The 22,759-nt window shown below is 72.6% G+C and carries 23 protein-coding genes; 18 read left to right on the forward strand and 5 right to left on the reverse strand.

Going from position 1 to position 22,759, the window contains the following annotated elements:
* Positions 1–10: 10 nt before the first annotated feature.
* The gene (locus DEI91_RS02470; RefSeq protein WP_111050760.1) at positions 11–274 is read right to left on the reverse strand and encodes a hypothetical protein; all 264 of its coding nucleotides are present in this window, start codon (positions 272–274) and stop codon (positions 11–13) included.
* A gap of 135 nt (positions 275–409) precedes the next feature.
* Here DEI91_RS02470 and DEI91_RS02475 point away from each other — a divergent pair, with 135 nt between their 5' ends.
* Positions 410–865, forward strand: a complete 456-nt coding sequence (locus DEI91_RS02475; protein ID WP_110824304.1) for a hypothetical protein — start codon at positions 410–412, stop codon at positions 863–865.
* Positions 866–1,009: 144 nt separating this feature from the next.
* Here DEI91_RS02475 and DEI91_RS02480 read toward each other — a convergent pair whose 3' ends face one another.
* Positions 1,010–2,479, reverse strand: a complete 1,470-nt coding sequence (locus tag DEI91_RS02480; RefSeq protein WP_111050761.1) for an NCS2 family permease — start codon at positions 2,477–2,479, stop codon at positions 1,010–1,012.
* A 156-nt stretch (positions 2,480–2,635) separates the two neighbouring features.
* Here DEI91_RS02480 and folE point away from each other — a divergent pair, with 156 nt between their 5' ends.
* From folE to DEI91_RS02515, 7 genes are all read left to right on the forward strand, one after another.
* A complete protein-coding gene (gene folE / locus DEI91_RS02485; RefSeq protein ID WP_110889562.1) occupies positions 2,636–3,253 on the forward strand; it encodes a GTP cyclohydrolase I FolE in 618 nt (205 codons plus the stop codon).
* On the forward strand, positions 3,253–4,179 hold the full coding sequence (folP, locus tag DEI91_RS02490; RefSeq protein WP_111050762.1) for a dihydropteroate synthase: 927 nt from the start codon (positions 3,253–3,255) through the stop codon (positions 4,177–4,179). The genes folE and folP overlap by 1 nt, the downstream gene beginning before the upstream one ends.
* Complete coding sequence (locus DEI91_RS02495) at positions 4,176–4,922, forward strand: pyrimidine reductase family protein (protein WP_258374259.1); 747 nt, start codon at positions 4,176–4,178, stop codon at positions 4,920–4,922. Before folP ends, DEI91_RS02495 begins: the two co-directional genes overlap by 4 nt.
* Before the next feature lie 205 nt (positions 4,923–5,127).
* A complete protein-coding gene (locus tag DEI91_RS02500; RefSeq protein WP_146244176.1) occupies positions 5,128–5,715 on the forward strand; it encodes a hypothetical protein in 588 nt (195 codons plus the stop codon).
* Positions 5,712–5,912, forward strand: a complete 201-nt coding sequence (locus DEI91_RS02505; RefSeq protein WP_110910547.1) for a hypothetical protein — start codon at positions 5,712–5,714, stop codon at positions 5,910–5,912. The genes DEI91_RS02500 and DEI91_RS02505 overlap by 4 nt, the downstream gene beginning before the upstream one ends.
* A gap of 9 nt (positions 5,913–5,921) precedes the next feature.
* Positions 5,922–6,575 carry an HAD-IA family hydrolase gene (locus DEI91_RS02510; RefSeq protein WP_111050765.1) on the forward strand — a complete coding sequence of 218 codons (654 nt, stop codon included), beginning with the start codon at positions 5,922–5,924 and terminating at the stop codon, positions 6,573–6,575.
* Between the two features lie 121 nt (positions 6,576–6,696).
* On the forward strand, positions 6,697–7,245 hold the full coding sequence (locus DEI91_RS02515; protein WP_111050766.1) for a type 1 glutamine amidotransferase domain-containing protein: 549 nt from the start codon (positions 6,697–6,699) through the stop codon (positions 7,243–7,245).
* Between the two features lie 92 nt (positions 7,246–7,337).
* Here the strand turns inward: DEI91_RS02515 and DEI91_RS02520 are convergent, their stop codons facing one another.
* Complete coding sequence (locus tag DEI91_RS02520; protein ID WP_111050767.1) at positions 7,338–7,904, reverse strand: molybdenum cofactor biosysynthesis protein; 567 nt, start codon at positions 7,902–7,904, stop codon at positions 7,338–7,340.
* Positions 7,905–8,224: 320 nt separating this feature from the next.
* Here DEI91_RS02520 and DEI91_RS02525 point away from each other — a divergent pair, with 320 nt between their 5' ends.
* From DEI91_RS02525 to DEI91_RS02545, 5 genes are all read left to right on the forward strand, one after another.
* Positions 8,225–9,910 (forward strand): DNA-3-methyladenine glycosylase 2 family protein, encoded by a 1,686-nt coding sequence (locus DEI91_RS02525; protein ID WP_111050768.1) that lies wholly within the window; start codon positions 8,225–8,227, stop codon positions 9,908–9,910.
* The gene (locus DEI91_RS02530; protein WP_111050769.1) at positions 9,907–10,419 is read left to right on the forward strand and encodes a methylated-DNA--[protein]-cysteine S-methyltransferase; all 513 of its coding nucleotides are present in this window, start codon (positions 9,907–9,909) and stop codon (positions 10,417–10,419) included. Before DEI91_RS02525 ends, DEI91_RS02530 begins: the two co-directional genes overlap by 4 nt.
* A 293-nt stretch (positions 10,420–10,712) precedes the next feature.
* Complete coding sequence (locus DEI91_RS02535; RefSeq protein ID WP_111050770.1) at positions 10,713–11,537, forward strand: alpha/beta fold hydrolase; 825 nt, start codon at positions 10,713–10,715, stop codon at positions 11,535–11,537.
* 19 nt (positions 11,538–11,556) lie between these two features.
* On the forward strand, positions 11,557–12,426 hold the full coding sequence (locus DEI91_RS02540) for a hypothetical protein (RefSeq protein ID WP_111050771.1): 870 nt from the start codon (positions 11,557–11,559) through the stop codon (positions 12,424–12,426).
* Positions 12,427–12,505: 79 nt separating this feature from the next.
* A complete protein-coding gene (locus tag DEI91_RS02545) occupies positions 12,506–13,975 on the forward strand; it encodes an APC family permease (RefSeq protein WP_111050772.1) in 1,470 nt (489 codons plus the stop codon).
* 155 nt (positions 13,976–14,130) lie between these two features.
* Here DEI91_RS02545 and DEI91_RS02550 read toward each other — a convergent pair whose 3' ends face one another.
* Positions 14,131–15,180: a LysE/ArgO family amino acid transporter gene (locus DEI91_RS02550; protein WP_111050773.1), complete on the reverse strand. Its 1,050-nt coding sequence runs from the start codon at positions 15,178–15,180 to the stop codon at positions 14,131–14,133.
* 68 nt (positions 15,181–15,248) lie between these two features.
* Here DEI91_RS02550 and DEI91_RS02555 point away from each other — a divergent pair, with 68 nt between their 5' ends.
* From DEI91_RS02555 to DEI91_RS02575, 5 genes are all read left to right on the forward strand, one after another.
* Complete coding sequence (locus DEI91_RS02555; protein ID WP_220038017.1) at positions 15,249–16,169, forward strand: LysR family transcriptional regulator ArgP; 921 nt, start codon at positions 15,249–15,251, stop codon at positions 16,167–16,169.
* A 390-nt stretch (positions 16,170–16,559) separates the two neighbouring features.
* Positions 16,560–18,548, forward strand: a complete 1,989-nt coding sequence (locus DEI91_RS02560) for a glycosyltransferase family 2 protein (RefSeq protein ID WP_258374260.1) — start codon at positions 16,560–16,562, stop codon at positions 18,546–18,548.
* Positions 18,545–19,285, forward strand: a complete 741-nt coding sequence (locus tag DEI91_RS02565) for an HlyD family secretion protein (protein WP_111050774.1) — start codon at positions 18,545–18,547, stop codon at positions 19,283–19,285. Before DEI91_RS02560 ends, DEI91_RS02565 begins: the two co-directional genes overlap by 4 nt.
* A gap of 2 nt (positions 19,286–19,287) precedes the next feature.
* Positions 19,288–21,354 carry a glycosyl hydrolase gene (locus tag DEI91_RS02570; RefSeq protein ID WP_146244177.1) on the forward strand — a complete coding sequence of 689 codons (2,067 nt, stop codon included), beginning with the start codon at positions 19,288–19,290 and terminating at the stop codon, positions 21,352–21,354.
* Between the two features lie 79 nt (positions 21,355–21,433).
* Positions 21,434–21,958, forward strand: a complete 525-nt coding sequence (locus DEI91_RS02575; protein WP_111050776.1) for a hypothetical protein — start codon at positions 21,434–21,436, stop codon at positions 21,956–21,958.
* A gap of 1 nt (position 21,959) precedes the next feature.
* Here DEI91_RS02575 and DEI91_RS02580 read toward each other — a convergent pair whose 3' ends face one another.
* On the reverse strand, positions 21,960–22,739 hold the full coding sequence (locus DEI91_RS02580; RefSeq protein WP_111050777.1) for a DNA-formamidopyrimidine glycosylase family protein: 780 nt from the start codon (positions 22,737–22,739) through the stop codon (positions 21,960–21,962).
* Between the last annotated feature and the right edge of the window lie 20 nt (positions 22,740–22,759).

The following is a 22,759-nucleotide window of genomic DNA, read 5'->3' on the forward strand; positions in this document are numbered from 1 at the left end:
GCGTCCACGGTCACGTCCACGTCCGGGCGACGCTCCACCCGTCGTCGTCCGGGACGATGTCGACCACCAGGGTCTCGCCGTCCTCGGCCGTGGCCTGGAAGCGCCATCCCGCGGTGCGCTCGGGCGCGTGGGTGATGGCGGTGGGCAGGTCGGTCGGCGTCGTGGTCAGCCGGGTCGGGACGTCGGAGACGCGCCAGCGCCGGCCCAGCCACACCAGTCGGGCGGGTGCGCCGCCGGTCCACCACACGGTGGCAGCGGTGTCGACGATCATCATCAGGAGCCTCCTCGTTCGAACGTGTGTTCGAATGCTAGGTCGGCCCTCCGACAGCTGCAAGCGCCCCGGCGCGCCGCGTTCGTCCTCCGGAGCACGCCCAGGACGACGCGAGGAGCGGTCGTGTAGACGAGCAGCATGACGAACGACGACGGGCAGGGTCCCGACTCCGCACACCAGGTCCCCGAGGGGGTGTCCGAGGCGACCGTCGAGGCGCTCGGCAGCCTCTCCGCGGCGATCGAGGTCATCGAACACGCGCGCGGACTCCTCTACGGCTTCCACCGACTGACCGGCACCGCCGACCTGAACATCGGCGAGGCGGTCGAGCAGCTGCGGAAGGCCGGGCACACCGAGCTCGCCGAGCGGATCGACACCGAACTCGTCGGGCGGAACGTCATCGCCGGGCGGTGGACGTTCCAGATCATGGAGGACTACGACGACGGCTACTACGCCACCGCGAAGGAGCTCGAGCGGACCGCGCGCGAGCAGCTCGTCGGCGGCAGGCGCCACCTGTTCGAGGCGAGCATGAAGGAGGACCGGCGGACGCCGGGTCTGCCCCACCACGAGGCCACGCCGGCCGACCTGCCGGACTGATCCGCGCCTCCCGGCCGAGCGGCGTCAGCGGACATCGGCGCGGCGCGGACCGACAGCGCACAACAGGAACCGGCCCACACCACGGACGTCCGTGGTGTGGGCCGGTTCCTGTTGTGCCGAGCCGATCGGCGCCGCGGCCGGACCTCAGCCGACGCCGAGGAGCGACTCCAGCGGACCGCGTGCGAAGTAGAGCAGGAAGCCGGCGGCGACCACGTACAGCAGCCACGAGACCTGGCGGCCCTTGCCGGACAGCGCCTTGATGAGGACCCAGCTGATGAAGCCGGCGCCGATGCCGTTCGCGATCGAGTAGGTCAGCGGCATGACGACGATCGTCAGGAACGCCGGCAGGGCCGACCCGAAGTCCGACCAGTCGATGTCCGCGACCTGGGCGACCATGAGTGCACCGACGACGACGAGCCCGGCGGCGGCGACCTCGAGCGGGACGACCTGGGTCAGCGGCGTGAGGAACATCGACGCCAGGAACAGCAGACCTGTGACGACCGACGCCATGCCCGTGCGGGCGCCCTCACCGATGCCGGATGCCGAGTCGATGAACACCGTGTTCGACGACACCGAGGCACCGCCACCGGCGATCGCACCGGCGCCCTCGACGACGAGCGCGGCACGGAGGCGCGGGAACGTCCCGTCCTGCTCCGCGACCCCCGCGGCCTTCGCCAGGCCGGTCATCGTGCCCATGGCGTCGAAGAAGTTCGTGAAGACGAGCGTGAAGACGAGCATCGACGCGGCGAGCGGGCCGATCCGGGCGAAGGCGCCGAAGTCGAACTGCCCGACGAGGGACAGGTCGGGCAGGGCGAACAGCGCGCTCGGCAGCCCCGGTGCGTTGAGGTTCCACCCGGTCTCCGAGTCGACCGAGGTCGGCACCCGGAACACGGCCTGCAGGATGATCGCGATGACCGTGGTGGCGACGATGCCGATGAGGAGCGCGCCCTTCACGCGGCGGGCCATGAGCGTGCCGATGACGACCAGGCCGATCAGGAACACGATCGTCGGCAGGGCCCCGACCGAGCCGTCCTCGCCGAGCTGCAGCGGCGGCGACGCGAGCCCCGATGAGCGCACGAAGCCGGAGTCGACGAGCCCGATGAACGCGATGAACAGGCCGATGCCGACGGTGATCGCGGCCTTGAGCTGTGCGGGCACGGCGGTGAAGATGAGCGTCCGGATCCCGGTCAGGGCCAGCAGCACGATGATGACGCCGTTGATGACGACGAGCCCCATCGCCTCGGCCCACGTCACCTGCTGCACGACGCTGACGGCGAGGAACGAGTTGATCCCGAGGCCGGCCGCGATGCCGAACGGCAGGTTCGCGATGACGCCCATCGCGATGGTCATCAGGCCCGCGACGAGCCCGGTGGCCGCGGCCACCTGAGCGTTCTCGAGCCATCCGCCGCTGACGTCCTTCGCGGCCTGGTCGGCGCTGAACCCGCCGAGGATGAGCGGGTTGAGGATGACGATGTAGGCCATCGTCACGAAGGACACGACGCCTCCCCGGACCTCGCGCGGGATCGTCGATCCGCGCTCGGTGACGGAGAAGAAGCGGTCGAGGCCGGATGCGACGCTGTTCCGGGGCGGGCGGGATGTCTGCGGGGCGCTCACCGGTGGAGTTTAGAGGACGGGTGGACCGACCGGCACGTCGCGGCGGGATCGTAGTCGGCCCAGGAGGCCCGTTCCTGGTGATCGGGGTACGGCACCGCGTTCTCCGGTCAGGACCGCACCGCGCGACCGGTGTTGGATGAGCGGGTGACGAAACGCATGGACCGTGCCCGCGTCGAGGCCGCCGTGCGCGAGTTGCTGGCGGGCATCGGCGAGGACCCCGACCGACCAGGACTCGAACGCACCCCGCAGCGGGTCGCGGACGCCTACACGGAGTTCTTCCACGGGCTCGACCTCGACGCGACGCAGATCGCCCGGGACGGCACGGTGCCCGCCGGGGACGGGGAGCGGGGCGATCTGGTCGTCGTGCGGGACATCCGGTTCCGGTCGGTGTGCGAGCACCACCTGCTGCCGTTCCTCGGGACCGCGCACCTGGCGTACGCGCCGGGGGAGCGGCTCATCGGCCTCGGGACGCTCGCGCGGGTGGTGGAGGCCCTGGCCTCGCGTCCGCAGCTGCAGGAGCGCCTCGGCGAGCAGGTCGTCGCCGCCGTGCAGGACGGCCTCGAGGCGCGCGGCGTCCTCGTCGTCCTCGACGCCCAGCACCAGTGCGTGACGACCCGGGGCGAGCGGCAGACGGGCTCCACGACCGTGACGGTCGCGGCGAGCGGGATCCTGTCCGAGGCCGCCGGCCGTGCGGAGGCGATCGCGCTCATCGGTGCGGGGACCGGGAACGGGACGGCCGCTGCGGCCGACGCCGGCCACGGGACGGACGCCTGATGCGCCTCGGACCCGCGTCGGGCCTCCCGTCCGGACCCTCCGGCTGGGTCGTCCCCGAGCTGCGCGCCCCGGTCCGCACCATCGGCCGCCGCACGATCGACTTCGACTCCCGCATCGCCGTCATGGCGATCGTGAACCGCACCCCGGACTCCTTCCACGACCAGGGCCGCACCTTCGCGCTCGACCGTGCCGTCGCGGCCGCCGTCACCGCGGCCGAGCAGGGCGCCGACTGGGTCGACATCGGCGGCGTGAAGTTCGCGCCCGGACCCGAACTGTCCGCGGCGGACGAGATCGACCGCGTCGTGCCCGTCGTCGAGCAGGTCGCGCAGCAGTCAGACGTCTCGATCAGCGTCGACACCTTCCGGCCGGAGGTCGCCGCCGCCGCGATCGCCGCCGGTGCCAGCGTCGTCAACGACACCACCGGGCTGGCGGACCCGCGGATGGCCGAGGTCGTCGCGGACTCGGACGCCACCGTCGTCATCACCCACTCGCTCGCCGCACCCCGGCAGGAGTACCCGAAGCCGCAGTACGCCGACGTCGCCGGTGAGGTCGCGGCGTTCCTCCGGCTCCGGGTCGACCGGGCGCTCGCCGCGGGCATCCCCGAGGAGCGGATCGTCATCGACCCCGGGCACGACCTCAACAAGACCACCGTGCACACGCTCGAGCTGACCCGGCGCCTGCCGGAGGTGGTCGCGCTCGGCTACCCCGTCCTCGCGGCCGTGTCGAACAAGGACTTCGTCGGGGAGACCCTCGGCAGACCGCGGGGCGAGCGCCTGTCCGGGTCCCTCGCCGCCGCGACCATGAGCGCGGTGCTCGGCGCGCGGATCGTCCGGATGCATGACGTCCCCGAGGCCGTCGAGGCGATGCGCATGGTCGAGGCCGTCCTCGGGTGGCGGGAGCCGCTGGAAGCGAGGCACAACACGTGACCCACCTGCCCGGCTCCGTCGCCGACCTGTCCGACGACGACCTGCTCACCGCCTACACGGACGGCGCCGAGGGCACCGCGGACGGGAGCTGGCTCCGCGTCAACTTCGTCAGCTCGCTCGACGGCTCCGCCACGGCGGCGGGGAGGTCCGGCTCCCTCGGCGGCCACGACGACCTGCGCGTGTTCGACCTGCTGCGGCGAGCGGCCGACGTCATCCTGGTCGCCGCGGGCACCGTGCGCGACGAGGGCTACGGGCCGATGGTCCTGCACGACCCGGACGTGGCGTGGCGACGGGCGCGAGGGACGGCCGACCACCCGGTGTTCGCGATCGTCACCGGGTCGCTCGGCCTCGACCCGGCCTCCCGCGTGTTCACCGAGGCGCCCGCCCGGCCGATCGTGCTCACGACCTCCGCAGCCGACCCCGAGCGCCGCCGGGCCCTCGAGGCCGTGGCCGACGTCGTGTCCTGTGGCGAGGACACGGTCGACCCGGTGCTCGCCCGCGCCGTGCTCGTAGACCGGGGGCTCACGCGCATCCACTGCGAGGGCGGTCCGTCGTTCCTCGGCTCGCTCGTCGCGGCGGACCTGGTCGACGAGTTGTGCCTGTCGATCGACCCGTCGCTCGAGGGCGGGGCCGGTGGGCGCATCGTCCACGGCTCGTCCCCGGAGCTGCGGCGGATGCGGTTGGCGCACGTGCTGCGCGGGGCGGGCGACGTGCTGCTCACGAGGTACGTGCGGGCGCGCTGACGGCTTACGGCTGGACCGATCGCTCAGCATCGTTGCCTGACATGTACCATTTCAGTACGATCGGTGCATGCCATCGTTCAGTGTTCCGCCCCGTCTCATGCTCCTGACTGCCGCTTCCACGGTGCTCGCCGTCGGCGCCACACTCTCGGTCGGTACATCTCCGACGAGCGCCGCGGTCTCGACCGCGACCAACGCTCCGAGTGCGATGAGCGACGCACCGTCGGTGGAGCAGGACCTCCAGGACATCGTGCGGGAAGCCGAGACGTGGAAGCCGCTGTCGGAGGAGGCCACCTCGACTGCGGTCGGGACGTGGACGGAGCGATCGGGTCGATCTGCGAGCGGTCTGCAACTCGACGTCGAGGCCGCCAGGGCATTCCGTACCTCCGGGGGGACGGTACTCAGGATCCCGTTCGCGTCCTCAGCCGGGGTGCTCCCGCAGTCCAACCTGTCCGCCGTGGTCGAAGGGAACACGGTGCTCGGGTGGAGTGAGATGGTGCTCACCCCTCGGTCGGCAGACTCCGGACGCCTCCGAACGTGGGTCGATGGCACGCGCCGCATCGATCGGATCGTGGAGGCGACCGCGCCGGTGGTCCGCTCGTCGTGGTGGAGTCGCTTCTCGTCGTGCCTCAGTGGTGCCGGTGTTGCTGCATGGGCGATCACCGCGCTGTCGATCGCTTGTTCGGCCGCCTGTGTCGTGACTGCTGGTGTCGGCTGCATCGCCTGCTTGACCGCGGCGTCCGCAGTGACCAGTGGAACGATCTCGTTCTGTGCGGGGAAGGCGAGTCGGGGATGACCCGCACCACGAAGACGACACGACGGATGGTTCCACCGGTACTCGCGATCGCAGCGGCTCTGGTCATGCTCGCAGGCAGGCTCCTCCCGCCGCTCCGAGAGGCACCGATCGTCGTCTGGAGTGCAGCGCTCACGCTCCTGCTGGCGGCGCTTGTCTTCGCCGTCGCCGTCCGGCCTCACGGGGACGGCCGGCGGTAGGGTCGGCACGTGATCGACGTCGTGGTGTCCGGGGTCCTGTTCGACATGGACGGGACGCTCGTCGACTCGACCGCGATCGTCGAGGGCGCATGGGGACGGTTCGGCGCCGACCACGACCTGGACCCGCAGACGATCCTCGCCTTCTCGCACGGCCGTCAGACGATCGACACGATCCGGCAGTTCCTGCCCGACCTGTCCCCGGACGAGCAGCGCCGGGTCGCGCTCGAGCTCGTGAACGACGAGGTCGAGAACACCGACGGCATCGTCGAGGTCCCCGGTGCCGGCGCCTTCGTCCGACGGCTGCGGGACGCCGGCGTGCCGGTGGCGCTCGTCACCAGTGCCCCGCGGGACCTCGCCGTGAACCGGATGCGGGCCGCGGACGTGCCCGTCCCGGACGCGTTCGTCTCCGCCGCCGACGTCGAGCACGGCAAGCCGCACCCGGACGGCTACCTCCGCGGGGCCGCCTTGCTCGGGCTCGCCGCCACGGACTGCCTGGCCTTCGAGGACGCGCCCGCCGGCCTGGAGGCTGCGGTCGCCTCCGGTGCGACGACGGTCGCCGTCGGACCGCTCGCCACCGACGTGGCCGCGGACCTCCCGCGCATCACGGGGTACGACGGGATCACGGTCACGCCGGAGGGCGACGGGTTCCGGATCCGCGGCTGAGCCTCCGGTCCGCTCCGCGCACCCCTCGCTGGATGCCGCCTGCGCACTGCGAGCACACCCAGCGCCGAGCGACGACCGTGGTGTCCGCGGCCGGAGACCCCGGCCCGCGGAAGGAGTGACCATGGCAGCCCTCGACGGCAAGAAGATCCTCGTCATCGCGACGAACTACGGCGTGGAGCAGGACGAGATCGTCGTCCCCACCGACCAGCTCCGTGAGCGTGGCGCCACCGTGACCGTGGCCGCGAAGGAGTCCGGCTCGATCGAGACCCTCGTCGGTGACAAGGACCCTGGCAAGAGCGTCGACACCGACACCACCTACGACGGTGTCTCCGCGAGCGACTTCGACGCGCTCGTCGTCCCCGGTGGCACGATCAACGCCGACACCATCCGCCAGGACAGCACGGCGGTCGACCTCGTGAAGGCCTTCGTCGAGGCGGGCAAGCCGGTCGCGGCGATCTGCCACGGCCCGTGGACCCTGGTCGAGGCCGGTGTCCTGCCGGGCCGCACGATCACGTCGTTCCCGTCCCTGCAGACCGACGTGCGCAACGCCGGCGGCGAGTGGGTCGACCAGGAGGTCCAGGTCGACACGACGAACGGCACCGTGATCACCTCGCGCACGCCGGACGACCTGCCGGCCTTCGTCGACGCGATCGAGTCAGCGCTCGTCTGACCCCTCACGCAACCCGGCGTGGGCGGTGTCCCGCAGCGGTTCTCCGCTGCGGGATGCCGCCCACGTCGCGTGTTGCGGCGGCCTCGTCGCGGTCAAGCGTCCGGGACGGGGTGGGCCGTGCGGAGCACCGCCGTGCCGAGGGTGAGCACCCCGTCGGACTCCGGGTCGCACCGCACCCCGCCGTGTCCGCGCATCGCGCGGAACGCCCCGGGTGCCACCTCGGTGTCCATCCACGCGCACGGGTTCGCGAGTCGGTACCCGCGGAAGCGCACGGGTCCGTCACCGGTGTCGAGGGAGAACGGCTCGCCGCGCAGGGCCTCGACGTCGACGCCACGCAGGAACACGTTCCGCCGCGTCGCCGCCAGGTCGATCGGCCTGCCCAGCTCGCGCTCGACCTGTTCGAGCCCGTCGACGCCGATCACCGTCACGGTCGCGTGCACGTGCGCCCGGGCGGCGAAGTACCGGTCCCCGACGATGCCGAGTCCGGCCCGCAGCTCGACCCGTTCCCGGAGCTCCCGTTCCCCCGGCTGCGGAGGAGCGGCCCCGTCGGCCGGACGTCCCTCGTAGCGGTGCCGCCGGGAGGCGAGGAGCATCACCACCTCGACCTCGCGGGCGTGCGGCAGCGCATCGGACGCGACCGTGTCGGAACCGGGACCCATGCGGACGACGGTAGTCGTGCCTCCCGCGGTGAGGCGGGAGACGCCCCCGTCCGTCCGAGACGCCGCGTCGTCCGCGAGACGCCGCCGGATCCGGCGGCGTCTCGCGAAGGCGGCGGCGTCTCGCGAACGCGGCGGCGTCTCGCGAACGCGGCGGCGTCTTCCGAACGCGGCGGCGTCTCGCGAACGCGGCGGCGTCTTCCGAACGCGGCGGCGTCTTCCGAAGGCGGCGGCGTCTCGTCGGGCCAGCTCCCGACCTGCCGGCCCACTGTGATGTCCGATACCCGCCAGTCCCTGTCGCCGGCCCGTGCCAGGCTGACCGCATGACGACGACCGGAGCCGATGCGCTGCACGCCGAGCGCTACCGCATCGCCGCCTCCCGTGACGCCCGGTTCGACGGGCAGTTCGTCACCGCCGTGCACTCCACCGGCATCTACTGCCGGCCGAGCTGCCCGGCCAGGACCCCGCGGTCGACCGGCGTGACCTTCTACCGGACCAGCGCCGCCGCGCACCTCGCCGGGTTCCGCGCCTGCCGCCGGTGCCTGCCGGAGGCGACCCCGGGCAGCCCGGAGTGGGACCTGCGCGAGGACGTCGCCGGACGGGCGATGCGTCTCGTGGTGGACGGCGTCGTCGACCGGGAGGGCGTGCCGGGCCTTGCCCGCCGGGTCGGCTACTCCGAGCGGCAGCTCAACCGCATCATGACCGAAGAGCTCGGCGCCGGCCCGAAGGCCCTGAGCCGTGCGCACCGTGCGCAGACGGCCCGCACGCTCCTCACGGCGTCCGACCTGTCGGTCGCCGACGTCGCGTTCGCGTCCGGGTTCACGAGCATCCGCCAGTTCAACGACACCGTGCGCGAGGTCTTCGCGCTCACCCCGACCGAACTCCGCGCCCACCGGCGATCCGCGCCCAGCGCCGACGGTGCACTGCGGGTCCACCTCCCGGCCCGGCCGCCGTTCGACGTGCAGGGACTGCTCGAGTGGCACGCGCTGCACGCGCTCGCCGGCATGGAGCAGGTCGAGACCGGAGCAGACGGTCGGGTCACGTCCTACGGTCGGGTGCTGGACCTGCCGGGAGGCCCGGCCTGGTTCCGCGCATCGGCTGCGGCACCCGACGGGGCCGGGTCGGGAGCCGGCCGGCAGCGCGTCCCTGGAGCGAGGAGCCGCGTCGGCATCGACCTGCTCGTGCGCCTGACGGACCTCTCCGACCTGCCGACGCTCGTCGCCCGGGTACGAGCACTCTTCGACCTCGACGCGGACCCGGTGGCGGTGGACGCCGCGCTCGCCGCGGTGCCCGCACTCGCACCGGTCGTCGCTCGGATCCCCGGCATGCGGCTGCCCGGCGCGGTGGACCCGCACGAGGTCGTGTTCCGCACGCTCATCGGGCAGCAGGTGTCCGTCGCGGCGGCGAGGACCGCGCAGACCCGGCTCGTGGCGGCGCTCGGCACCCCGGTGCCGGCCGGGCTGGTGTCGGGCGGCCTCGAGCCGGGCGGACCGGTGTCGGGCGGCCTCGAGCCGGGTGGACCGGTGTCGGGCGGACCGGTGTCGGGCGGCCTCGTGCCGGGTGCGGCCGTGGCGCGTACGTTCCCGCGGGCCGCCGTCGTCGCCGAGCGTGGAGGCGAGGTCCTCCGCGGCCCCGCTGCCCGGGTCGACACGATCATGCGCGTCGCGGCTGCTCTCGCGGACGGGTCGCTCGTGGTCGACGGCGGGCAGTCCCTCGACGACCTGCGATCGGGGTTGCTCGCCGTGAAGGGCATCGGCCCGTGGACGGCCGACTACGTCGCGCTGCGGGTCCGGCACCATCCTGATCTCTTCCTCCACAGTGACCTCGCGGTCCGGAACGGTGCACAGGAACTCGGGCTGCCCGGGACGGCGCGCGAGCTCTCCCTATGGTCGGAACGGGTGGCCCCCTGGCGGAGCTACCTGACGATGCACTGCTGGCGGCCGATCATCGATCGCGCGATGGACCGGACCGCGGCGACCACCACGACCTCCGGGAAGGAACCCCGATGACCGACGCCGTCTGCAGCACCCTCACCACCCCCGACGGACCCTTCACCGTGCTCGAGGACGACCGCGGTCGGGTCCTCGCCTCGGGGTGGACCCCCGACGTCGAGCGGGTCCTCGCCCGGGTGGCCGAGCGACACCGGCCGACGCGGGTCCTCGACGGGCGGGTCGCCGCGGCGGACGCGGTCGACGCGTACTACGCGGGGGAGACCGACCACGTCATGCAGGTCCCCGTCCACCAGGTCGGCACGGACCTCTTCACGGAGGGCTGGCGGCGGCTGCGGGACATCCCGGCCGGATCGACGCTGACCTACACCGCGTTCGCGAGTGCGATGGGCCGTCCGGACGCCGTGCGCGCCGCGGCGAGCGTCTGCGCCCGGAACGCCCCGGCGCTGTTCGTCCCCTGTCACCGGGTCCTGCGCTCGGACGGCTCCCTCGGCGGGTTCGCCTGGGGCCTCGACGTCAAGCGAGCCCTGCTCGAACGGGAGTCCGTGGGCGTCGACGCGCTCGTCTGACCCCGAGCCCGACCGCGGCGCGGCCGACGGGAGCGTGTCGGCGTCCACAGGAGCCCGCGTCGGCGTCCACAGGAGTCCGGCGTCCACAGGAGTCCGGCGTCCACAGGAGTCACAGAGCGCTCCCCCAGGACGCGGGTGGTGACTCTCGGCGCTCCGCCTGTCAGACTCGCGACGACGGCGTGGCCCACGACCAGCGGGGGCCGAGGTCAGCGTCGCCCGAGCTGCGCGCGCCACCGACCAGTGGCACGCGCCCGGGGACGGACCACACGACGTCGGGGACGAACGAGGACGCCATGACGACCATCACCGAACGATCGGTGTCGTCTGCTGACGGCACGCAGATCGCGGTCTCGTCGAGCGGTTCCGGCCCCGTGCTCGTCCTCGTCGGTGGTGCCTTCGACCACCGGGGCACGCCGTTCGTCGATGCCGTGGTCGCGGCGTTCTCCGACCGCTACCGGGTCGTCACGTACGACCGACGTGGGCGGGGGCAGAGCGGCGACAACCGGCCGTGGTCGGTCGAGCGCGAGGTCGACGACCTCGCGGCGGTCGTCGCGGACGCTGGCGCACCGGTGGACCTGCTCGGCATCTGCGTGGGTGCCGCCGTGGTCCTGCACGCCGTCGCCGCGGGTGTCCCGGTCGGACGCGTCGTCCTCTACGAACCGCCCTACCGTGCGAGCGTCGAGGCCCGCGCGGACGACGTCCTGTTCGCCGACCGCCTGGACGAGATGATCGACGGCGGACGGCGAGCGGCTGCCGTCCGTGCCTACCTGACCCGCGTGCTCGGCGTGCCGATGCTCCAGGTCTCCGCCGTGCCCCTCAAGCCGAAGCTGTGGAAGGCGCTGCTCGCCGACGCCGGCGTGCTCGGCCGCGACGTCCGGGTCCTCGGCGGGCTCGTCGTGCCCGAGCGGGTGCTCGCCGCGATCGGTGTCCCGGTGCTGGTCGCGGCGGGGACCGCCGGGGCGGTGTGGGCACGTGCGGCTGCTCGCGCGGTGGTCGAGAGCGTGCCCGGGTCCCGCGCCGTGGTCCTCGACGGGCAGGGGCACGTGCCCGACCCTGGCGTCCTCCGGGAAGCGGTCGACGCGTTCCTGCTCGGCGGACCCACCCCCGACCCGGACTGACCTGCGCCAGGATGGACGGGTGAACGCACCCCGCCTCGGACTCCTGCTCGACGTCGACGGCCCGATCGCCAGCCCGCTCTCGCGGACGATCGCGATCCCGAGCATCATCGAGGACCTCGTCGCGCTCGCGGCGGAGGGCATCCCGATCGTGTTCAACACCGGCCGCAGCGACGCCTTCATCCGCGAGCAGGTCGTCGGCCCGCTCCTCGCCGGTGGCCTCGCCGCCGGTGGACGGGTGCACGCGGTCTGCGAGAAGGGAGCGGTCTGGTGCTCGATCGGACCGCAGTTCCCGGACGGCATGGGCGAACTCACCGTCGCCGAGGACCTGGCCCTGCCGCGCGACTTCGCGGACGAGATGCGCGACCTGGTCCGCAACGAGTACGCGGACCTGGTGTTCTTCGACGAGACGAAGCGGGCGATGGTGTCGATCGAGCAGCTGGTCGAGGTCGAGAACGCCGCCTACCTGGCCCGGCAGCCGACGTTCGACGCACAGGCGATGGTGGCGCTCGAGCGACGGGGGCTCGGCGTCCGTCGGCTCGACGACGTCCGACCGGACGAGCACGGCGCCGTGGACTGGCGCGTCGACCCCACGATCATCTCGACCGACATCGAGTCCGACCGCAGCGGCAAGGACCTGGGTGCGGAGCGTGCGCTGGAGCTCCTCGCCCAGGACGGCGCCCTGCCGCTCGAGTGGCGGACGGTCGGCGACTCCCGGAGCGACTACGCGATGGCGGACTGGCTGCACGCGAACGGCCACCGGGTCGCGCACGTCGACGTCCGGCCGGCCGACGGGGTCCCGGAGACCCCGTACCCCGTGCTCACCGCGCCGGAGGGCGTCATCCACGACGAGGCTGGTGCGCGCTTCCTGCGGGAGTGGCGTCCCGCCTGACGGGCGCGACCATTTGCGGACGCTCGCGGTACACCAATACCCTTCCCGGGTCCGCCTGCTCCGATGACGGGAACGTCCCATGGCCCTCCGCACCAAGTCCATCGAGGCGTCGCTCGCCGACGCCGACGAGAAGGGGCGCTCGCTGAAGCGCTCGTTGAAGACGTTCGACATCGCCGCGATGGGGATCGCCGTCGCGGTCGGTGCCGGCATCTTCTCGGTCGGCGCGAACGCCGCCGCCAACTTCGCCGGACCCGGCGTCATCATCTCGTTCATCCTCGCCGCGGTCACGTGCGGCCTGGCGATCATGTGCTACGCCGAGTTCGCCTCGACGATCCCGGTCGCGGGCTCCGCGTACACGTTCACCTACGCGACGATGGGGGAGTTGCTCGCCTGGATCGTCGGGTGGGACCTCATCCTCGAGACGCTCACGGCCAGTGCAGTGATCGCGAAGTACTGGGGCATCTACCTCAGCACCGCGTTCGACGTCTTCGGCATCACGCTCCCGAGCACGATCGCCCTCGGCCCGATCGGCTTCACCTGGGGGCCGGTGCTCATCGTCGGCGTGTTCACGGCGCTGCTGGCGTTCGGGACCCGTCTGTCGAGCCGGGTGTCCGCCGTCATCACGATCATCAAGGTCGCGATCGTCCTGTTCGTCATCGTGGTCGGCGCCTTCTTCGTCAAGGCCGCGAACTTCACGCCGTTCGTCCCTGCCGCCGAGCCGGCCAAGGGTGCCGAGGGCAGCGTGTGGACCCAGTCGCTCGTGTCCTTCGCCACCGGGTCCGAGCCCGCGCAGTACGGCGTCTTCGGCCTGCTCGCCGCCGCCTCCCTGGTCTTCTTCGCGTTCATCGGCTTCGACGTCGTCGCGACGAGCGCCGAGGAGACGGAGAACCCGCAGAAGACCCTGCCGCGCGGCATCTTCATCGGCCTCGGCATCGTGACGCTCCTGTACGTCGGCGTCAGCATCGTCATCACGGGCATGGTGTCGTACCGGCAGCTGGCCGAGGAGGACGCCCCGTCGCTCGCCTCGGCGTTCGACATCGTCGGTCTGCCCTGGGCGGCCGGGATCATCGCGATCGGGTCGCTCGTCGGCCTGACCACCGTCGTCATGGTGCTGCTGCTCGGTCTGTCCCGCATCGTGTTCTCGATGAGCCGGGACGGCCTGCTGCCGCGCTGGTTCTCGGTGACGAACCCGAAGACGCAGACCCCGGTCCGGGTGCAGGTCGTCGCGGGCATCGTCGTCGCGTTCCTCGCCGGGTTCACGCCGGTCGAGAACCTCGAGGGCATGATCAACATCGGCACGCTGTCCGCGTTCGTGCTCGTGTCGATCGGCATCATCGTGCTGCGGAAGTCGCGTCCGGACGCACCCCGCGCCTTCCGGGTGCCCTGGTCGCCGGTCATCCCGATCCTGTCCGCCGTGCTGTGCTTCTGGTTGATGCTCAACCTCGAGGTCGAGACCTGGGTGCGCTTCGTCGTCTGGCTCGCCATCGGCTTCGCGATCTACTTCGGCTACAGCCGTCGCCACAGCCGGGTCGGTCGCGGCGAGCACTGACGGCCCGGCGCCAACCGGACCAGCACAACGAGAACCGGCTCGAACCACGGCATCCCGCGGTTCGAGCCGGTCCTCGTTGTGCCGCGCCAGTCCACACCGCGGGCCGGCACCGCGGGCGGCCGCCGCACTGCGGGCGGCCGGCACCCGCACCGGCGTCAGGCGCCGAGCAACAGGGTGACGCCGAACGCGAGCATCACGACGGCCACGAGGGCGTCGAACACCCGCCACGTCACCGGTCGCGCGAACAGCGGTCGCAGCAGCCGTCCGCCGAACCCGAGCGCACCGAACCAGAGGCAGCTCGCTCCGACCGCGCCGGCGGTCCACCACCACCGGTCGTCGACGCCCTGCTGGTTCGCCACGGACCCGAGGAACACCAGCGTGTCCAGGTACACGTGCGGGTTCGCCCACGTGAAGACGAGCATCGTCAGGACCGCGGCCCGCATGGTCGGCCAACCGCGGTCGCCCGGACCGACCCGGCCGGGAGGCGCGGTGCGGCTCGCCGAGGCGGGTGCAGCCTCCAGGGCGGGGCCCGCTGCCGAGGGGAGAGCCGACACGCTCGCGACCGTCCACCCCGGTGCCGCGGCGTCGGCCGCGTCTGCAGCGTCCGTCGCGCCGGTCGCGCTGTCGGTCCCCACCGTGCCCGCGCTCACGTCCGCGCCCACGTGCGGATCGGCCGCGCCGGTCGCCGCGCCTGCGCCGGTCACCCGGCCCCGGCCGGTGTCCGCGCCCACGTGCGGGTCGGTCGCGCCGGTCGCCGCGCCCGCGCCGGTCACCCGGCCCCGGTCGGTGTCCGTGCCGGCAGCGTCCGCTGAGCCGGTCGTCACGTCGGCCCCCACCGCCGTCGCGACCACGGCAGCGCCGGGCACCCCGTCCTCCGCGACACGGTCCGCCACCCGGATCGCATCGCCCGACGGCCGGAGCGCCCGTCGGGCGGCCAACACCCCGTAGGTGAGCAGGAACGCCGCCCCGACGAGCCGGATGACGAGCAGTGCCGCCGGCACGCGCTCGACCACCGCGCCGACGCCGAGCACCCCGGCGACGATGAGGGCCGCGTCCGACAGGGCGCACACGGCGACGGCCGCCGCCACCACGGCCAGCCGCGCGCCGACCGCGAGCCGCAGCAGGTACGTGTTCTGGACCCCGATCGCGACGATGAGGGCCAGGCCGGTGCCGAGGCCGGAGAGGGCGGGGAGGAGCGCGGTCACAGGGGAACCGTAGGCCCACCGCGGACACCAGACCAGCTCATGTTCCTGCGGTACCGTAAGCTGCGCTCATGGTGCGGTTCCAGCGCGACCACCTCGAGACACTGCTCACCGCGGTGGACGCAGGCACGTTCGACGCAGCCGCGCGGGAGCTCTCGATCACGCCGTCGGCGGTGTCGCAGCGGGTCAAGGCGATGGAGCAGCTCGTCGGTCGGGTCCTGCTGCAGCGGACCACACCGATCACGCCGACGCCCGACGGCGAGATCGTGCTCCGGCACGCACGGCAGGTGCGGTTGCTGGACGAGGAGACCTCCCGAGCCCTCGCCGTGCCGGGCGCCGACGGGTCGGGACGCACGCCCTCGATCCCCCTCGCCGTGAACGCGGACTCGCTCGCCACCTGGTTCCTCGACGCCCTCGTCCGGGTGCAGCGCGACACCGAGGTGGTCTTCGACCTGCACCGCGAGGACCAGGACCGGACCGCCGAACTGCTGCGCTCCGGCACGGTGATGGGAGCGGTCACGGCGGAGGCGGCACCGGTGCAGGGGTGTTCGTCCGTCCCGCTCGGCATCGACCGTTACCGAGCGGTGGCCGCGCCGTCCTTCGTGCGGCGGTACCTCGACGGCGCCGACACCGAGCGGCGCATGACGGCCCGGCTCGACCGGGTGCCGCTCGTCGACTACGACCGCGACGACGACCTGCAGCAGGGGTTCCTCCGGCGGGTCCTCGGACACGCGCCGCGCGGTCCGCGGCACTTCGTCCCGAACTCGGCCGACTTCGCCCGCGCTGTGGAGCTCGGGTTCGGGTGGGGTCTCCTGCCGGAGGCGCAGTGCCGCGACGCGCTGCGCTCCGGTGCACTCGTCGAGCTCACCCCGGGCCGGCGGGCCGACGTCGCGCTGTGGTGGCAGCGGTGGGCGACGGCGTCACCGTTGCTCGAACGTGTCACCGACGCGGTGCGGACGGTCGCGGCGGAACGGCTGCACCCGCCGGCCTGACGCCGGTGGCGGTGACGCGCCCAACCTGCCCGATGTCCGCGGAACGCACGAGCAGCACCGTGACGCGCCCGTGGCCCCTGTCCAGGGGGCGTGTTCACACGATCGTCACACGGCGGTGCGGAGTCCTGACGTACGATCGCAGCACTGACGGCGCGGGCCGTCAGCAGCTCGACCCGAACCCACCGAACACGGTCCTGCCTCCCGAGGGCGGACCACCCGGTGCGCGCCGCACCCACGGCGAGCACCGTGCCCCGGACGAGGAACCCTGGCCTCCGTCCGCGCCGGACCACCGCGTCCGGATCCTGTCGCCACCGTCGCCGACACCCGTCATCCGTCGTGCCCCGCGAGCACGACGGACCGACATCTCCGACACCCGACAGGAGAACGCGCATGTCCGCACCCACGGACGTCCGGCGACCCCGGACGACCTCTGCACCCCCGACCGAAGCCGACGACCGACCCGCGACCGACGTCCCGGCCGACGGGCAGTCCCGTCGCCAGACCGGTCGCCGCTCCTCCGCAGGCAGCGGTCCCGCCGCCGTCGCCACCCGCAGCCCCGAGCGCGCCGACAGCCCGGCCGTACCGGTCGTGCAGGCGGCCGAGCGGCCCGTCCACGGGGGCGAGCCGACCGCCGCCACCCGCACCCGCGCCGACACCCGGGCACACAGCCCGGTCATGGTGCTCATCGTGCTGCTGGCCACGCTCGGCGTCGTCACCTACGCGGTGTTCCTGCTCAACCCCGCCAACCGCGGCGACTTCCTGCCGTACGGGCTCGTCATCGTCGCGGAGAGCGTCCTCGTCGGGCAGTCCCTGCTGTCGATGTGGACGATCCTCTCCGGCGGTTCCGATCCCCGCGACTTCGCGTTCCACAACACGCAGGACTCGCTGTTCGACGTCGACCAGATCGACCGGCAGCGGCTCAGCGAGCGCAGCCACCTCTGGCCGATGCGGGTCCGCGGCACGCGTGTCACCGTCGACGTCTTCATCACCGTCTACGGCGAGGAGCTGACGAAGATCGCCGCCACCGTCGCCGCCGCGGTCGCGATGCGCGGTGAGCACCGCACGTGGGTCCTCGACGACGGCCGGAGTGACGACGTCCGCGCCCTCGCCGACCGCCTCGGCGCGCGGTACGTCCGTCGACTGTCGTCGAACGGCGCGAAGGCGGGCAACATCAACCACGCCCTCACCCTCGCGAAGGGCGACTACTTCGCCGTCTTCGACGCGGACTTCGTGCCCGCGAAGGACTTCCTGTTCGAGACCGTCCCGTTCTTCGCGGACGAGTCGATCGCCTTCGTGCAGACGCCGCAGACCTACGGCAACCTGCACAACCTCGTCTCCCGCGGCGCGGGCTACATGCAGACGGTGTTCTACCGCTTCATCCAGCCTGGCCGGAACCGGTTCAACGCAGCCTTCTGCGTCGGGACGAACGTCATCTTCCGGCGTGCGGCGATCGACGACGTCGGCGGCATCCACACGGACTCGAAGTCGGAGGACGTCTGGACGAGCCTGCACCTGCACGAGCGCGGCTGGAAGTCCGTGTTCATCCCGATGACCCTGGCCGTCGGTGACGCCCCGGAGACCATCGAGGCGTTCAGCAAGCAGCAGCTCCGCTGGGCCACCGGCGGGTTCGAGATCCTCCTGACGCACTTCCCGTTCAACCCGAAGCGCAAGCTGACGATGGACCAGCGCCTGCAGTACTTCGTCACCGCGAGCTTCTACCTGACCGGCATCGTCCCCGGCCTGCTGCTGCTCGTCCCACCGCTCGAGATCTTCTTCGACCTCCGCCCGATGAACATGTCGATCGGCGTCGGTGAGTGGGTGCTGTTCTACCTCGGCTTCTACCTCATGCAGGTCGTCCTGGCGTTCTACGCCCTCGGGTCGTTCCGGTACGAGACGCTGCTCCTGGCCGCGGTGTCGTTCCCGATCTACGCGCGTGCCCTGTGGAACGTGCTCTGCGGGAAGGAGCAGGCCTGGCACGTGACGGGAGCCGGTCGCGGTCGGGCGCCGTCGCCGTTCAACTTCATCGTGCCGCAGGTGCTCGTCTTCGTCTTCCTGTCCCTGACGAGCGTCGTCGCGATCTGGCGTGACGTGTCGAACGGGCAGCTGACCCTGGCCACCGCCTGGAACATCACGAACTCGGTCATCTTCGGCGCCTTCATCGTCACGGCGTTCCGCGAGCAGGCCGGCAACCGTCGGGCCGCCCGGCAGGAGCGCGACGCGGACACCGCCCCGGTGTTCGTCCTCGCCACGGCCGGCCTCGAGCCGGCACCTGCCCTCCGGACCCAGGTGGTCCGCCCGGACTCGCTGCAGAACGCACGCGACGTCATCACCGCCAGCGCCGCTTCCGGCACCCCGACGGCCGTGGAGGTCGCATCATGACCTGGACCAACCGACTCCGCCTGTACGGCGGCATCCTCGTCGTGCTCGTCGTCGTCGCGGCCTGCACGCTCGTCTTCAACCAGCGGCGGAGCGCGGTGACGAGCTCGTCGGCCGCGATCACCGCGCAGGAGTACGCCGTCGGCACCGACTACGGCGGAACGGTCACCGAGGAGTACGTCGAGGAGGGCGACTCCGTGCGCGAGGGGCAGGAGCTCATGCAGGTCCAGAGCCTGCAGCTCGCGCAGGACATCCGGAAGGGCGTCGTCGGGTCGGACACCACCACCAGTGCCTACGAGATCGAGCGCGACGGCCTCATCACGTTCAAGGCGGAGGTCTCGGGCACCGTGGCGAAGCTCGACGTGAAGGCCGGCGGGTACGTGCAGGCCGGCTCCGAGCTCGGCACCATCCACAAGGCGAGGAGCCTGTTCGTCACGTCCGAGTTCCTCGTCAGCCCGCGCGACTACGGCCGGATCACCGACGGTGCGAGCGTCGACCTGCTCCTGCCGAACGACCGGTCGATCGAGGGGACCGTCAAGAACGTCAGCGTCGTGACCGACGCCGACGGGCAGGCGAAGACGACCGTGTCGGTGGAGAGCCCGGAGCTGTCGGCGTCGCCGTCCTCCGGCGTGACGAGCCCCGGTACCCCGGTGGACGCGACCCTGCACCTCCGGGACGACGGTCGCCTGGCCGGCGTCACCGACGGGTTCCGCGACTTCCTCCGTCAGATTGGCCTCTGAGCGTGCAGCTCCGTGCCGCCGCCGTCGCCCTCGTGGCCGCGTCCGCGCTCGTGCTCACCGCCTGCACCGGGACCGGTGCCGAGACCGCGACGGGAGGCCCGGACCGCACGACCGGGACCGGCTCACCGTCCGCGGGCGGCGCGTCCCGGACCGACGTCCTGGCCGCACTCGGCGAGGTGACGGAGACCACCGCGGGCCCGATGCGCCTGGCAGACGGGCTCGTCCCGCCGACGAACCGCTGGTTCTCCGGCCTGGTGTACGGCGCCGCGCCGCAGCCGGTCTTCCCGACCCCGATCTCGTGGCAGGTGACCGACGACGGCTTCGCCGCCGGGCTGCCGGTGGTCAGCGCCACCGAGAAGACCATCGCCGGCGGCGCGGTGCAGCAGGTCGGGCTCGACCTCGGCGCCGACCGGACCCTCGTCTCGGCGTACGACCAGGTCTCCGTGACGGTCGAGCACCGCGACGGCGACCAGGTCGTCGGGCACACCGTCCTGGCGCAGGGCTCGCCGCTCGTGTCGTACACGGCGGCAGCCGGACAGACCGTCCGCTCGACGGAGCGCATCACCGCGACCGGTGACGGTCCCGGTGGCACGACGACGGGCACCATCGCCGCCGACGGCCGCACGTGGGGCGTCGTCACGAGCGGGGCGGTCAGCGGCAGCGCGATCGACCTCGCCCGCGGCGGCACCGTCGTCCTGTTCCCGGTGCCCGACGACGCGACACGGAAGCAGGTGCAGGCGCTGTCCACCGCGGCGGCGTCCCCGCTGCGGGAGGTCACACTCGCCCGCTCGTCGACCGGCACCGCGAGCGACGGCGAGCAGCGCACCGCCCTCGCGTACCGCACCGTAGCGCGCGGCGACACCGTCATCGTCCCGCAGCCCGGACAGGGCGCGACCGGTCTCGACTGCACGGGCCTGCACTACGCGACCATCACCGGGGACGCTCCCGTCTGCACCGGTGACGTGCTCCGGTTCGCCGCTCCGAGCCTCCAGGCCGACGACCGTCTGGACCTGTCCGGTCTGTCGTCCGCCGAGCGTGACGAGCTGGCCGCCCAGGTCCGCGCGGACGCCGGCGGGGTCTCCGAGGCGTCCTTCGGCGCCGACAGCTACGGCGGCGGCAAGGACCTGTACCGGGTGGCGAACCTGTACCGCCTCGCGACGCAGCTCGACCTGGACGACGTCGCCGCCGGTCTGCGCGAGCAGCTCGTCACGCAGATCGACCAGTGGACCGACCCGGACGGCTGCGGCGTCAGCGGCACGCGGTGCTTCCGGTACGACGACACCGTGAAGGGCCTCGTCGGCCAGGCGCCGTCCTACGGGTCGGACGAGTTCAACGACCACCACTTCCACTACGGCTACCTGCTGTCCGCGGCGGCGATCGTCGCGGACGGCTCGGACGAGCTCGTGGCCGAGTGGGCGCCGGTGCTCGACCTCGTCGCCGCGGACATCGCGTCGCCGGAGGCCACGGCGTCGTTCCCCGAGCTCCGCGTGTACGACCCGTACGCGCAGCACTCCTGGGCCTCCGGGTACTCGCCGTTCGCCGACGGGAACAACCAGGAGTCCTCGTCCGAGGCCGTGTCCGCCTGGAACGGGCTCGCCCGCTGGGGGACGGTCTCCGGGTCCCGGTCCACCGCGGAACTGGGGAGCTGGCTGCTCGCGAACGAGGCCGCGTCGGCGCAGCGGGACGTCCTCGACCCGGACCTGCGGGCGTTCCCCGGGTTCGAGCACACGATCGTCTCGCTGAACTGGGGCGGCAAGCGGGACCACGCCACGTGGTTCAGTGCGGACCCGGCGGCACCGGCCGGCATCGAGCTCATCCCGATGCCCGCCGTCGCCACGGAGTACGTCGCGGCCGGGGGGAAGCAGCAGATCGCCCGGGTCCTCGACGAGGCATTGCCGGACGGCGACCACGCGGTGCAGTTCGGTGACTACCTGCTCATGTACCGGGCGCTCGCATCGGGTCGCCAGGCGGAGGCCGCGCTGGCCGAGGCACGGGACCTCCCCGCGGAGGACATCGACACCGGGAACACCCGGTCCTACCTGCTCGCCTGGATCATGGCGCGCGGGTAGCGGGCGCCGGATCCCGGGAGCGCATCGGGGGACGCGCTCCTGGGCTCCGGCACACCTCAGGCGGCCTACCGTCGGGATCATGACCACCTTGCGCGCGAAGACCACCGCCACCCTCGTCGGCCTCGCCACCGTCGGCCTGCTGCTCGGCGGCTGCGCCAACGCCGGTGCCCAGAACGGCAACCCGGTCGGGAAGGTGCCGGGCTCCGAGGAGTCCGCGACCCGCTCCGACCCGGGTCAGCGCAACAGCGCCCCGTGCGGGGTCGCCTCGAGTGCCGCCGTCGACGTGATCGACGAGGCCGTCGGACCGCACGACGGCACCGACGTCGTGAGCGTCACGGAGAGCGACGAGGGCTGGTACCTCGGCGTCTCCGTCGCACCGAACACGAGCGACGACCCGAACGACGACGAGGTCGGCATCTGGGGCACCGAGGAGGACCCCACCGCCGAGGACTTCGACGGCATGGTCTTCCCGGTGAACAAGGTCGCCGAGGACGTCGTCGCCGACGAGCAGGGCTCCGCCACGGCAGCGCCGTCCGCGTTCTCCGAGACGTCGAAGGCCGCGAAGCAGGTCCAGAGCTGCATCGTCGAGGCCGTCGACCACTGAGTCAGGTCTGGCAGCGTGGGCACCAGTAGGTGTCCCGCAGCGTGAGCTCGGACTCGCCGAGGTCGCCCGACCGGATGCGCGTGCCGCAGCGCAGGCAGGGCTTCCCGGCCCGGTTGTAGACCCAGAACCGCTGCCCCGGGCGGTCGACGCCCGTGGTCACCCGGTTGCTCCGGTCGCGGTTGGCGACGATGAGCCGGGAGGCCATGGTCACCATCCGCGCGGGGTCGCGCAGCTCGGCGACGGGGCGCGTCGGCAGCACGCCCCGCAGGAAGCAGAGCTCGTTGCGGTAGACGTTCCCGAGGCCCGCCATCACCCGCTGGTCGAGGAGGGCGAGGCCGACCGGACGCTCCGGGTCCGCGGTGAGGTTCGCGAGGGCGAGGTCGGCGTCCCAGTCCGGGCCGAGCAGGTCCGGGCCGAGGTGCCCGACGACGGTGGACTCCTGGTCGCGCGGGACCACCTCGAGGACCCCGAGCGTGAACCCGACGGTCGAGACGTCCGCCGCGTCGAGCACGACACGGGCCTGGAACGCGGGACGGCGCCAGCGCTCGCCGGGACGGTAGACGTCCCACCGGCCCTCCATCTTCAGGTGCGAGTGGACGGTGAGGTCGCCGATCCGGTGCAGCAGGTGCTTGCCGCGCGGCACGACCTCGTCGACCGTCCGCCCCACCAGGTCGAGGGTGGCGAAGGCCGGCACCCGGAAGTCGCTGCGTGTCAGGACCTTCCCGGCGAGTGCGGCGTGCAGCCGCGCCGCCGCCCGGAAGACGGTGTCGCCCTCAGGCACGATCCACCTCAGGCTCGTTC

This window comes from Curtobacterium sp. MCBD17_032 (genome assembly GCF_003234855.1).
In the GTDB taxonomy this organism is placed as follows: domain Bacteria; phylum Actinomycetota; class Actinomycetes; order Actinomycetales; family Microbacteriaceae; genus Curtobacterium.